Source organism: Geodermatophilus obscurus (assembly GCF_900143215.1).
Lineage (GTDB): Bacteria > Actinomycetota > Actinomycetes > Mycobacteriales > Geodermatophilaceae > Geodermatophilus > Geodermatophilus obscurus_A.
In genome coordinates this window covers 404,228-417,786 of the sequence record NZ_FRDM01000001.1, presented here as the reverse complement: position 1 = coordinate 417,786, position 13,559 = coordinate 404,228, and the positions used below count along the sequence as shown (strand labels likewise).

Sequence of the window (13,559 nt, the reverse complement as noted above, 5' to 3'; positions counted from 1 at the left end):
CGGGGTTGGCGAGCTAAGTCGTGGCCGCGGCGGATCCGGTTACAGAGCGCAGACTACGCAGGCTTGACTGTCATCGTCATCATCGAGGGCGTCCGCGAGGACCTCAACAAGTGGCAGATTCCGGCGAGTGCGCCGTGCGCGTTCCATGGAGCTCGCGTGGCGGGTCAGAATTTCTTCGCGTCGGGCAATCAGATCAGGCAGCGTTTCCCCGCCTGACCAGGTGTAGTGACGCCCACGCATTGCGCGACTCTCGTAGCTGGCATCGCCGTTCTCCCCAGCGTCGGTCAGTACTTTCTGCTCGATCGCTACGGCGCGCTCGAAGAGCTCGGGGTGGCGCTCCGCAAGGCCGACCCACTCGGCCTTGCGCTGATAAAAGCAGAAGTAGCAGCCGGATCGAGTGCGCCATTCATAGTAGTCGGGCAGACCGACACCTGCATCGTCCAGGATGCGCATGACGCCGTCGTGGTCGATGCCGTCCTCGATGAAGGGGAAGACCGCCCGGATGTTCGGCTTGGTCGAGACGTAGCCCTTGCGGTTCTGCTCGTCCGCGCGAATGGCGACGTAGCTGACCGCCTCGTCCGAGCCGAGCCACTCCTCTAGCGGCTTGATCTTCATCTGGCGTGTGCACCAGCGCATCTGCGGCGACGGCAGGGTTCCACGGAAGACCTCGAACCAATGGTCGAACCCTCGTTCGCTGTTGATGCGGACGATCGGCTTGCCAAGGACCACTTCGAGCCGGTTCAGGTATTCATAGGTCTCCGGAAGCTCCGCGCCGGTGTCGCAGAAGAAGTACTCGAGGTCGGGCACGCGGTCGCGGAGGTATACCGCGAGAGCGCTGGAGTCCTTTCCTCCCGAGATCCCGCAAACGTGCCTCACTGGCTCATCCTCCGCTCGCCTGACCCTTGATTGTCCTTGTCGGACGCTACCGTCTCGGTCCGACGATCCCCGGCAGTGCCGTGTTCGGCGAGCAAGGCCAGGAGAAGGTCGCGGGCCTCCGTTGCCGTCCCGGTCACCCGCTGGATGTCCCGAAGCGCCACCTCGACGATCCCGCCGAGACGCTCCCGGTCTGTCTGTGCCGCCCAGACGACGGTGGCCGATTCCTGACCATCGGGTCGGGTCACGGTCACCCGAAAGGCATCGAAGCCGTCGTCTTCGCGGGCACGTCGCTCGTAGTTCAGGGCTTCCAGACGTCGGAAGGTGCCGCCCAAGGCTGAAGCGCGCGCATGGAAGACGGTGCGATCCTCGTCGGTCCAGGCGGCGGGTTCGACGTTGGTCACCTGCAGGCCCACGTACTCAGCCCAGCTGTCGTCGGAGTCGATCTCCGCCGTCAGAGCGGTAATGAGCCGTCGGACGTCCGGATCGACGACCTTGCCGGCGAGCATCTGCGCCCGCTCGGCGACATTGGACCGCACCTGTCGACGGTCGGGAACACCGAGGGCTTCACCGAGGACCGTGACGATGTCGCTCAGGACTGCGGGGTAGGCGTCGGTGAGCTCGCGTATCGCGTGCGCGAGGCCGTCGAGCAGCGCCTTGAGGTGGGGGCCGGCATAGGTCCCGGTCGGCGGCACGGCGGGAAGGCCAAGGGCAGCCGGGATGGCGCGGAAGAGTAGGTCGTCGGGCTCGGTGGCCGAGAGGATCGCCGCCCGCACGCCCAGTGCGCCGGGAGTGAGGCTCTTCGTCTTCTTGACGTGCTCGGGCAGCATGTTCACTGACTGAACGAGCCTGGACACCACCGCGAGAACAGAACCCGCGCGTTCTCGTCCGACCGTCGCCCCCGGCAGCAGCTTCACCGCGAGATCGAGCAGATCCCGCCGCGCACCGCGCCGCGTCCCGAAGTGCTTGATCTGGAAGCGCTCGGGGTTTCGGAGCAGGCGCTCGAACAGCTCGGGCGTCAGGGCCGGCCGGAAGGTTCCGTGCTCGTACAGCGCCACCTGATCGGCATTCGCGATCAGGGCCGCGGTGAAGATCACCGGTGCGAGACCGGCCCGAAGGCCGAAGGGGGGCGCTCCCAAGCTTGCCCACAGGTCGCCAACCACGATGCGGTCCTGCTTGGCAGCGTCGAACGCCGCCACCAGGAACTTCCAAACGGGCCCGTAGGTGGTGTTCTCAGGCGGCGCGCCGAACCCCCAGGTCCCGCTCCGCAGCCAGTGGATGCGAGAGTCCTTGAGGATGGCCCGGTACATCGCCATCTCGGGACCGAAGCCCTCGATGCCGAGGTCCTGCTCCTGCCGCCTCGTCAGCATGGCCTCGATCAGCTCGCGACGAGCCTTCGCGCCGGCCGAGCTCAACTGGTGCCTGTTGAGGATGTCGTTCCTGACGACGGGAGCGGAGTCGTATGCCTGATCGGCCACCCAGGACAGCGCCATCGATCCACCACGGGCGGGAATGGGGGTGAGACGGTCGTCGGCCTCGAGCAGCTGCCACTTCGAGCGTTCGGCCGCAGCAGCGCCGAACGTGGTCTCCAGCTGGGCATCCAACGCAGAGAGAGCCTCCGCGTGCCGTTCGATGAGTTCCGCGCGGGCCACCCAGTCCTGCTTGACGCGCTCGTCGGATGCCAGCGCCTCCGCCATGGCGGCGACTTCCAGCGCGGCGTCCTTGATCGGTTGGCCATCGGCAACCGTCACGACCACTACCGGCTTCCGCCGCCCGTCCTGCGAATGCTCGATGCTGGTGGTGAAGGTCTTGTCCAGCACGTAATAGACCACGCCGTCCGCGGGGTCCTCGGCTCCCGGCACGCCAAGTCGCTCGGTCTGGGCATCCACCCAATGCCTGGTGAACGAGCGAAGCGTGCCGGAACAGTGGCTGTGGCGCGCCGCGATCAGCGGCGGGAGCGGCCGGATGCGTTCGAGCAGCTGCGCCGCCGAGGTGGAGCGTAGGCGACGCCTTGCATGATCGATGGCACCTCGGAGGTCTACATCACTCCCCTGCCATACGCGGAACTCGTCGGCGAAGTCGCGCCAGGTGATGAGGCCGCCGGCCTCCATCTCGTCGAGGCGGGTGAGGACTTCGGCCCGTGACTCGGTCCCCGGCTCGCCGTCTGCTGCCGCCCACGCGATGACGTCCTTCGACGCGCGCAGGGTTCCGCCCGAAGAGACGAGGTTCAGGAGTCCAACGGTCTTGAGAACCCGGCGCTGCGCCTCGGACAGACCCTGGACATCGCGGATCCGCGTGTCGATCTCGACCCAGCGGCTAGCCCCGTGCGCGGCCGATCCCAGTGTTGCGCTGGAGTCGACGAAGAAGTCGTAGACCCGATCCACTCGGACGCAGGGCAGGGTGTCATCGGCGGGACATGCCGTCTCGCGTAGCCAGGTGGCGACCGAGTTGCTATCGCTGCCCGCCAGGAACGAGAACAGAGTCCGTTCGTTTTGTCCATAACGCTGGCAGAGGTCGGGCAGCGCCAGAAGAGCCAGTGGGTGCAACGGCCAGCACGCCCGCACCAAGTCCTCATCCGCGATCTCGGTCAGCCCCAGCCGGCGCGCCGTCTTCACTGACTCGGAAGACCACCGGCGGAGGGCGCCATCAAAGGAGGCGTCGTCGGCAGACGCGAAAGCCGCCGCGATGAGCGCGCGCGTGGATGCCGCGCTATCGACGAACGGAACGTCTTCGAAGCGCCCTTGGACCTTCGCCCACTCTCGGCGTTGGGCGCCGGAGGCACTTTCGGCGTACTCGTCGAAGGCGAGGTGCTGCATGGTGACGATGACCAGCCGCATCTCATCGTCGTTGCGACTCCACTCCGCGAGTTCTTGCAGCAGGAAGAGGTCTGCTGCGCTGCGGGAGTCGGCGAACGCCTCGAGGTTCTTCCCGAACTCGTCGATGAGGAGCAGGACCGGCGCGACCATGGAGAGCCGCTCCACCAGCTCGCGGATCTGACGAACGGTGGGCTGCTGACCGGCACGCTGCATCTGCGTCCGCAATTCGCGGACGGATGCGCGGACCTTCTCCAACGCACGTTTCTGAGCGGCGTCCGATGTCGAGAACTTCTCGGCCCCGGTGTCAAGCGCGCGCAGGACCGTGACGACGACCGGCTCGCGTTCCGCAGTGGCCAGACACCGTACGAATCCGGTGCGCTCCGCGTGCAGGTGGATCCGCGCGGCGGCCAGCGCCTCGAAGACGGCAGGGGCGGCGGTGGACAGGAGGTCGTCCGCCACCCGGCGGGCGGCGTCATCCACCGGCCGGAGTAGGGCGTCCACGAGCACGGCAAAGCTGGACTTGCCGGAGCCGTACGGGCCTGTGATGGAGAGGGCTCTCTCGACGTGCGACGAGGACAAGGTCGCGGCGAGTCGGTGCACGGCGTCAACGGCACGCCCCATCGGCAGGTAGCTGGACAGAGCGCTGGAGCCAGCGTCCCGCTCGACGTTGATGGATCGCGCGAACCGGTCGACCGGCCTTCGGAAGCTGGCGAACCGTGGCGGCTTCGACCTGGTCACTGGGAGTCTCCCGAAAGGGCAAGGACGTCATCAGCCGACGTGCGGGCCGAGAGGCCGGCCAAGTCAAACCGTGGCTTCAGGGCCTTCGCATTGCCCTTGCGGTAGTGGCCGTACAGGACACACCCCGCGAGCTCGCCTGGATCGCTTCTGAACGCGAGCTGAGCGGCTCCCGCGACGTTGATGACGTCAAGGTCGTCGACACCACGGCACGCCGACGTCAGAAGCTCGGTCAGCACGGGCTCGCTCACCTTGAAGACCCGGCCAGGGCTGCCCGGCTCTGTGGCGAGACGGGACAGCGTCACCGTGCTGGCTCCGGTCTCGCTGCAGGCGGCGAAGTCCAGACATGCGTACAGGGCCACAGCCGGCGGGAGGCTGGGCTTCCCACCGACGACGAACCGGTAGGTGCGCCTGTCGTCGGCCACCCGAAGCAGTCCCAACTCTCGGAACGGGCAGTCGATCGCGTCGTCGTCGGTCGCTCGTCCCCCGTCCTGCAGCGCCGTATACATGCGGAGCAGGCAGGCGACGTCCTTCTTCAGGGACGACACCTGCGGGCTGTCCCAGCCGGCCACGCCACCGATGTAGTCGACGATGAAAGCCTCTAGATCGGCCGCGCGGAACTGAACCGCCGTGAATTCATTGAAGGCCGCCCACCACACCGGCGCCAAGCAATTCGGTGCCATAAGCAGCCAGTGCAGCAACCACAGGGTCGCCGGGTCCTCGACGTACGGGTCCCACCCATCATCCGCCAAGAGCGTGCGCCCGATTCGTGAGGGCGCAGTGTGCGGGACACGTGCGTTGGCTGGATTGTCCCGGTTAGCGAGGACCTTAGTGGCGAGTCCCCAGTAGCGGATCGCGCGAACCATGTTCTTGCCCACACCAAGGGTGACGACCGCGTCCTCGCGCGTGAAGAGGTTGGGGTCGTCTGACGCACCCTCAACTGACTTCTTGATCCACCCGTATCGGGGATGGAAGGATTCGTGGCGAGCGAAAGCCGCCGAACAGGCGGATTCGATTCTCAAAGGTGCTCTCCTTACAAATCAGGAACTTGCCATTTCAGCGCGTCAGTTCCCTGACTCGTTCCACAGCCACCGCGACTTGCTCAGCAGCGGCTAGCACATCCGCCTCCGTGGTCGTCCTTCCGACGCTGAACCGGATGCACTCCCGAGCCTGGCTCTCGTCTTGGAGCATCGCTACCAGGACGTGCGAGGGCTCGGGAACCCGGGCGGTGCAGGCGCTTCCTGAGGAAGCCGCAATGAGCGGGGCGTTCGCCAGTACGGCCTCGGCGTCGGCGCCCGGAAAACGCATGTTGAGCGTGTTGGGCAGCATCTTCAGATCCTTGGACGGCTCGCGACGGCACGTGATAGTCGCCTGCGCTCCCGGCACGAGGTCCTCCAAGCGTCCTCGCAGCACGGCAACAAGTCGCCGGCAATGAGCGGCGTCCCCCGCTTGGCGCTGCAGCGCCAAGCGGGCGGCTTCGCCGAACCCGACAATGCCCGGCACGTTCAACGTTCCCGACCGGAGGCCACGCTCGTGCCCACCGCCGTGTAGGAGTGCGGCCAACGGTGTTCGCCGACGAACATAGAGCGCACCCACGCCCTTGGGCCCGTACATCTTGTGACTGCTGAACGATGCGAGGTCCACATCCACGTCGTTGACGTCGAACGGGATCTTGCCGACGGCCTGGGTCGCGTCGGTGTGGACCAGGGCGCCGACATCCCGCGCCATCCTGCTGATCACGTCGAGGGGCTGGACGACGCCGGTTTCGTTGTTGGCGGCCATTACTGAGACAAGGGTCGTCCTGGGCGTCAGCGACCGAGCCAGATCGGCCACCTCGACGACTCCGTTCCGTGCAACGTTCACCCGCCTGACGTTGACGCGACGACCCGTCAGCCAGTCGCAGACGTCCAGCACCGCCTTGTGCTCGATCTCGCTCGTGACGAGGGAACGCTCGTCCTTAGCGGCGGTGTCGAGCACGCCTTTCAAGGCCTGATTGTTCGACTCCGTCGCGCCCGACGTGAAGATGATCTCACCGGGAGAGCACCCAATCAGCTCGGCGACTGACCTCCGGGCTTCCTCGACAGCGTCGTCGGCCGCCCGGCCAAGGAGGTGCTGACTCGCGGCGTTGCCGTACTGGTCGGCGAACCACGGCAGCATCGCAGCCAGCACGTCGGGATCAACGGGCGTCGTGGCGTTGAAGTCCAGGTAGACGGGACCCGCGAAGTCAGGCAGCACAGCGGGTCTCACAGCGAGACCGTACGCGTCGCGACCGAACGCCCCCGCGGGCCACGCCGCAACCATGGCGACGGCGACCGCCGAACCAACAACCGAACGGGAATTGCTGCGACGGTAGACCGCCCGAACGGGGTCCTGAGCTGGCCACAGTCCTCGGAGCGTTCCTCCTGTGCTTGTGGTGAACGACGGGGTGGCCGCAAGGCAGTCGGCATGCTGAAGAGATCAGCACAGGGGTACGACGGTCCTCGGCGTCGCTGGTGAGCTGACTTCCTGGCGCACCAGCGACCTGGACCTGAGCCCACTGCCGACACTGGCCGTCCCGGACGCCGGCGGAGGGACGGCCCCGCTCACCACAGGCGACGATGGGCTCGAACAAGCTGCGTCGGGGACCGAGTAGGTCTCGACGTCGACCGCGCGTCAGCGACCTCTGTCACGGGACCACATCGGGCAGCCCCTTCAATGCGCTCCTGGGCCTGCGGCGCCGGCCATCCTCGGACGACCGCTGCTCGGTCAGTTACCTGCTGCCCTGCCACCGTCGCGTGCGTAGTCGATGGTGAACCTGACAGCACAGTGCAGTTGCCCCCACGGCCAGGTCTCCCCGCTCAGCGGGTGAACGAAGCGGCCGTCGCGCTGACCGCCACCCGGGACGCCAACCCATGCCAGCGCCGGACCCACGCCCGGCACAGAGAGCTGGATGTAGGACGCCTGACCGCGGAGATCGTCCTGATCGCTGACCGCCGCCATGATGTCGACTGTGGCCGGCACGCCGAGGTCACCCGCGCCACGCACCGTCGCCGTGCGGCGAGAGAAGCCAGGTTGCGCCTGCCACAAGACCTGTTGCATGGCGGCGACTCTTGCAGCGAGACATGACAGCGACGGATACCGACACACCCTGCAGGGCCACTGCCGGAAGGCGAGCCACGCGCCGCGAGCGCCCGAGACCGTGAACCCCTTGCCCTCGACTGGAGCTCTCAAGATCACCGACCATCACACCTCATGCACTGTCGGGTAGAGCTCTGGCATGTCGCATCTGACGCGATCACAGTGGTTGTCGCGGCCCCGAGTGACCGGCCTGGCAGACGGCTCTGCAACCGCCTGGTCGCCTCCACCCGCACGGGTCGTTCGAACCCCGGTCCATCCCTGGCAGGAGACGGCGACGCGGCTGCCCTGACGGCTGTCGGATGACCTCCGCACCCCTCCCGCGAACGGCCGGTGACGTCGATCTCTTCCGCCGGGTCGTGAGGAGCCAGCGCCACGGCCGCGGGCCACCGCGTCGCTGATCGACACCGAGTACTGGAGAAGGCAGAGGAACGGGAGAACTACGCAAGGTTGACGGGAGGTCTTATTCCTACCGTCCGCGAACGTGGTGATGTCGCTGCACAAGCTGACCGCCGGGGACGGGTACACGTACCTGACGCGGCAGGTGGCGGCGCTGGATGCCACCGAGCGCGGCCATGCCGGCCTGGGTGACTACTACTCGCAGCGGGGTGAGTTCCCGGGCACGTGGACCGGCGGCGGCCTGACCGGGCTCACCGGTGTGAGCGCCGGGCAGCCGGTCGACGAGGCGCAGATGAAGGCGCTGTTCGGACAGGGGCGCCATCCCGACGCCGAGCGTCTGGAGCGGGAGGCCCTGGCTGCCGGATGGACGCCGGAGCAGGCGCGGGCCGCCGGTTCCCTCGGCCTGCCGTTCCTGGTCTACCCCACACCCGCGGACGGCTTCCGGGCAGGCTGCGCGCACGAGTTCGCCGTGGCAAACGCCACGCGCGGGCTGCCCCGTGACGCGCCCCTGCCGGCGCCGGAGCGGGCCCACATCCGCGGCGAGGTGGCGCGTGGCATGTTCACCGCCGAGCACGGCCGCCCGCCGGCCGACGCCCGGGAGATGTCCGGGTTCATCGCCCGGGCGTCGCGGCCGGCAACAAGGGCGGTGGCCGGCTACGACCTCACGTTCTCACCGGTGAAGTCGGTCTCGGCGTTGTGGGCGCTGGCGCCCCGGGAGATCGCCGAGCAGATCGAGGCCGCCCACTCCGCCGCGGTCGCCGACACCCTGGCCTGGCTGGAGCGGCACGCGGTCTTCACCCGGCTGGGTGCCGGCGGGGTGCGGCAGGTGGAGACCACCGGGCTGATCGCCGCGGTGTTCACCCACCGCGACTCGCGCGCCGGCGATCCGGATCTGCACACCCACGTGGCGGTGAGCAACAAGGTGCAGACCCGCGACGGGCGGTGGCGCGCCGTGGATGGGCGGGTGCTGTACAAGGCGAACGTCGCGGCGTCGGAGCGGTACAACACCCGGCTGGAGGCCCATCTGGTGGCCGGGCTGGGGGTTCGCTTCGCCGAGCGCCCGAGCCGGGAGCCTGGCAAGCGGCCGGTGCGGGAGATCGTCGGCCTCGACGCCCGGCTGTTGGCTGCCTGGTCCTCGCGGCGACGGGCGATCGACATCCGCCGCGGCGAACTGGCCGCCGACTTCCAGGCCGAGCACGGCCGGACGCCGACGGCGGGTGAGGCGATCGCGCTGGCCCAGCAGGCCACGCTGGAGACGCGGGAGGCCAAGCACGAGCCCCGCTCGCTCGCCGAGCAGCGGGCGGCCTGGCGAGAACAGGCCCTCGCCGTGCTCGGCGGGCCGACCGCGGTGGCCGGCATGCTCGATGACGTCCTACGCCCACGGGTGCACGCCGTTGCGGTGGTGACCGATGCCTGGGTGCGCTCAGCCGCCGGCCGGGTGCTGGACACAGTCGCCGCACAGCGGGCGACCTGGCAGGTCTGGCACGTGTACGCCGAGGCCGAACGGATCGTCCGAGCCGCCGACCTCGCGCCGGACGTCATCGACGCCACGGTCGCGCAGGTCACCGCGGCCGCGCTCTCCCCCGCGCTGTCGACCCCGCTCCGCGAGCCCGACCCGTCCGTCGAGCCGCCGCAGCTGCGCCGCTCGGACGGGGCCAGCGTCTACACCGTCGCCGGCGCCCAGCTCTACACGTCCCGGGCCGTGCTGGACGCCGAGGCGCTGCTGCTGGCCGCCGCCGGACGCGCCGACGGCCACCGGGCCGATCCCCGGGTGGTCGAGCTGGCATTGCTGGAGGCCGTCGCCAACGGCAGAGAGCTCAATCCCGGCCAGGCGCAGCTGGTGCGTGACCTGGCCGGCGGCGGCGCCCGGCTGCAGCTGGCCATCGCCCCGGCCGGCGCGGGCAAGACCACCGCCCTGGCCGCCCTGGCCCGCGCCTGGACCGCCACCGGGGGTCGGGTGCTAGGCCTGGCTCCCTCGGCGGTGGCCACCGCCGGGCTGCGCGAGGCCATCGGTGCGCCCTGCGACACCCTGGCCAAGCTGGTCTGCGCCCTCGAGGCCGCCGACCTGCCCGAGTGGGTCGCCGACATCGGCCCGGGCACGCTGGTGGTCGTCGACGAGGCCGGCATGGCCGGCACCCTCGGGCTCGCCGCCGCAGTCTCCTATGTGCTGGGCCGCGGCGGGTCGGTGCGGCTGGTCGGCGATGACCGGCAACTCGCGTCGGTCGCCGCCGGCGGCGTGCTCTCGGAGATCGCCGCCGCGCATGGCGCGGTGACACTGACCCATCTGGTGCGCTTCACCGACCCGGCCGAGGCCGCCGCCACTGTCGCCATTCGCGACGGGGACACCACCGGGCTGGGCTTCTACCTGGACACCGGCCGGGTCCACGTCGGCGATGCGGCCACCTGCGCCGAGCACGCCTACACCGCGTGGGACGCCGACCGTCACCGCGGCGTCGACGCGCTGCTGCTCGCCGCCACCCGCGAGACCGTCCTCGCGCTCAACACGCGGGCTCGGGCTGACCGCCTCGCCCAGCTCGATGATCCGGTAGGCCCGGAGGTGGTGCTGACCGATCGCACCCGCGCCAGCGCCGGCGATGCGGTGATCACCCGCCGCAATGACCGGAGTCTGCCGATCACCGCCGCCGACTGGGTCAAGAACGGCGACCGCTGGACGGTCACCGCCGTCGGGGACGACGCATCCCTCACCGTGGCCCATGCCGCCACTGGACGGCGGATCACCCTGCCAGCGGCGTACGTGCGCGACCACGTGCAGCTGGGCTACGCGACCACCGTGCACGGCGCCCAGGGCGTCACCGCCGACACCTCCCACACCGTGCTCACCGGCGCCGAGCCACGGCAGCTGCTCTACGTGGCGCTCTCCCGGGGCCGCGCCGCCAACCACGTCTACCTCGCCACGGTCGGCGACGGGGACCCGCACAGCATCGTCACCTCCGCCGCCGTCTTCCCGCCGACTGCCACCGACCTACTGACCGACATCTTGGCCCGCGACGGCGCCCAGACCTCGGCCACCGGCGCCCGCCGGGCGCTCGCCGAACGGGCCGACCAGCTGCACTCCGCCGCCGCCCGCTACGCCGACGCCCTCCGATTCGCCGCCGACCACCACCTCGGACGCCGGACCGCAGAAGAACTGGAGAACGCCGCCGAGCGGCTCTACCCGGGGCTGACTGCCGCTGCAGCGTGGCCGACCCTGCGCGGGAACCTGGCGCTGCTCGCCCTCACCGGCACTGACCCCGTCCTCGCCTTCCAGGCCGCGTTCGAGGAGCGTGAACTGGGCAGCGCCCGTGATCCCGCGGCCGTTCTGGACTGGCGACTGAACGTGACCGGCCTGCCAGGTCCGTTGCCGTGGCTGCCCGGCGCGCCGACGGCGCTGATCGAGGACCCGCACTGGGGCCCCTATCTGGCCGCTCGCGCCGGCCATCTGACCGCCTGCGCGGCACGAGTCACCGACAGCGCCGCCGCGATGACGCCGGCCACCGCACCGGATTGGGCGCGGCCGCTGCTCGACCCCGCCTGCAACCGGCTGCGGGCCGACCTCGCCGTCTGGCGTGTCGTGCACGGCACTCGCGACAGCGACCGGCGCCTCACCGGCCCACCCCGACCCGCGGTCGCCGAGCGCCGGCACCAGGCCCGGCTGGACGAAGCCGTCGCCGCCGTCGGTCCGATCCGGCCCGGCTCGGTGTGGACGGCGCTGGCCGACAGCATCGATCCCCGCATTCGCCGCGACGCCCACTGGCCAGCTCTGGCCGACCGGCTGGTCGCCGCCGCCCGCGCCGGCCTCGACGCCGCCGGCCTGCTCGCGGCGGTTGCCGCGCAGCGGCCGCTGCCCGACGACCTGCCCGCCGCCGCGCTCTGGTGGCGGCTGGCCCCCCACCTCACCTTCGCCACCGTGCCCGCCGCAGGCTCAGGCGCCGCAGCGCTGCGGCCGGACTGGTGCACCACTCTGCTCGGGCTCCTGCCTGCTGGGCACGCCCAGCGCGTGCTGGCCGACCCGGCCTGGCCGGCGCTGGTCGCCGCGGTCACCGCAGGCATCCGCGCCGGCTGGAGCGCCGCCGGCCTGCTCACCGCCGCGACCTCTGGTCTCCCGGAGACAGTGACAGCCGAACGGGCCGGCAGCGGGGTCGCCGAGGCCTTGGTGTTCCGGGTCGCGGCGCTCACCGACCCTGCCCCCGTTGAGGCCGCCGAGCCGCTGCCGACCGACCTGCAGCCGCCCGACGATGCGCATCTGCTCTCGCCGACGGTCGACGACGCGGCCCTCGCCGTGGACGTCACCGATCTGCCCCCCACGGACGAAGAGCCCCTCCCCTTCGACGACGAGCCGCCGATCGCCGAACGCCGGTACCTCACCTCCGACCCCTTTGCCCTCGCCGAGGCTGCTGGAGACGACGCGGACTACCTGCTCGAGCAGCACTTCTGGGCCACTGCCGTCGTCGGCCGCGACCGGCTCATCGAGCTCAACACCGAGACCGCCGCCTTCTACACCGAGCACTACCCCGACTCCTGGGCGCCCGCCTACCTGCGCCAGCGACTGAACACTGATCTGACGGACGATCCGCGTTTTGCCCCCGGCTACGCCCCCGCCGGCTGGACCGCACTCGTCGATCACCTGCGCCGCCTCGGCGCCACCGACGTCGAACTGCTCGCCGCCGGCCTCGCGCAGCGCACCCGCACCGGGGCGCTGATCGACCGGTTTCGCGACCGGCTCACCTTCCCGATCCACGACACCGACGGCGCCATCCGCGGCTTCATCGCCCGCCGCAACCCCAGCACCGGCGACGACGGCCGCGCCGGGCCCAAGTACCTCAACACCCCCAGTACCGACCTCTACCGCAAGGGAGAGCATCTACTCGGCCTCTACGAGAACCGAGCCGCGCTCACCGCCGGCGCCACCCTGGCCCTCGTAGAAGGGCCGATGGATGCCATCGCCCTCACCCTCGCCGGGAACGGCGCGACCGTTGGTGTCGCCACCCTCGGCACCGCCCTCACCGACCGGCAAGCCGACCTGCTGTGCCCCTACATCCGCGCGGACGGCACCGGCATCCTGGTCGCCACCGACAACGATCCGGCCGGGTACAAGGCCGCCGAGCGGATGTTCCGGCAACTCACCACCCGTGGCGACGACCCGCGCCGACTCGCGCTCCCCGACGGGCTCGATCCCGCCGACCTGTTCCACAGCGACGGTGCCACCGCACTAAGGACGGCCATCGACACCTCGCCCAGCCTTGCCGGAGCCCTGCTCGACGCACGCCTCACTCCGGTCGAGCAGAACCGGAGCACCGGAGACATTCGCGCGGCCCTGCGCGACGTGGGCGCCATCATCACCGCGGCGCCACCCAGCCGGTGGCTGGACTTCATCGACCGGGTCACCGAGGTCCTCGCCGTGCCGCCCGGCACCGTCCACAGGGCCGTCCTCGACACCGAACCGATCGCCACGTCTTACCGCAGGACCACAGCCGGTCCCCACCAGATGTCCCGGTTGACGTCCCTTCACGAGAATCCCCACCCGACGGGTCCTACGGGACAGCCACCGCATGGCACACAACCGGATCTGCACCGTTCTCGCTGAAGGTCGCTAATCGAGACGTCACAGATGGGCGCCCAGTG

The 13,559-nt window shown here is 69.9% G+C and carries 6 protein-coding genes; 1 reads left to right on the top strand and 5 read right to left on the bottom strand.

Annotated elements, in window-relative coordinates; all coding sequences use genetic code 11:
- Nucleotides 1-39: 39 nt before the first annotated feature.
- From BUB17_RS02165 to BUB17_RS02145, 5 genes are all read right to left on the bottom strand, one after another.
- Nucleotides 40-876 carry a phosphoadenosine phosphosulfate reductase family protein gene (locus BUB17_RS02165; RefSeq protein ID WP_072912322.1) on the bottom strand — a complete coding sequence of 279 codons (837 nt, stop codon included), beginning with the start codon at nucleotides 874-876 and terminating at the stop codon, nucleotides 40-42.
- Nucleotides 873-4,427 carry a hypothetical protein gene (locus tag BUB17_RS02160; RefSeq protein WP_072912319.1) on the bottom strand — a complete coding sequence of 1,185 codons (3,555 nt, stop codon included), beginning with the start codon at nucleotides 4,425-4,427 and terminating at the stop codon, nucleotides 873-875. The genes BUB17_RS02165 and BUB17_RS02160 overlap by 4 nt, the downstream gene beginning before the upstream one ends.
- Nucleotides 4,424-5,446 (bottom strand): DUF4007 family protein, encoded by a 1,023-nt coding sequence (locus BUB17_RS02155; protein WP_072912316.1) that lies wholly within the window; start codon nucleotides 5,444-5,446, stop codon nucleotides 4,424-4,426. Before BUB17_RS02155 ends, BUB17_RS02160 begins: the two co-directional genes overlap by 4 nt.
- A gap of 34 nt (nucleotides 5,447-5,480) precedes the next feature.
- Nucleotides 5,481-6,671: a cysteine desulfurase family protein gene (locus tag BUB17_RS02150; protein WP_208983287.1), complete on the bottom strand. Its 1,191-nt coding sequence runs from the start codon at nucleotides 6,669-6,671 to the stop codon at nucleotides 5,481-5,483.
- 498 nt (nucleotides 6,672-7,169) lie between these two features.
- A complete protein-coding gene (locus BUB17_RS02145; RefSeq protein WP_072912313.1) occupies nucleotides 7,170-7,502 on the bottom strand; it encodes a hypothetical protein in 333 nt (110 codons plus the stop codon).
- Between the two features lie 526 nt (nucleotides 7,503-8,028).
- On the opposite strand from BUB17_RS02145, the gene mobF reads away from it, so the two are divergent.
- Nucleotides 8,029-13,521, top strand: a complete 5,493-nt coding sequence (mobF, locus tag BUB17_RS02140; protein ID WP_083605954.1) for a MobF family relaxase — start codon at nucleotides 8,029-8,031, stop codon at nucleotides 13,519-13,521.
- Nucleotides 13,522-13,559: the final 38 nt, after the last annotated feature.

Coding starts and splice junctions, on each gene's coding strand:
- BUB17_RS02145 (WP_072912313.1), bottom strand. CDS start 7,502: ATGCAACAGGTCTTGTGGCAGGCGCAACCTGGCTTCTCTCGCCGCACG.
- mobF (WP_083605954.1), top strand. CDS start 8,029: ATGTCGCTGCACAAGCTGACCGCCGGGGACGGGTACACGTACCTGACG.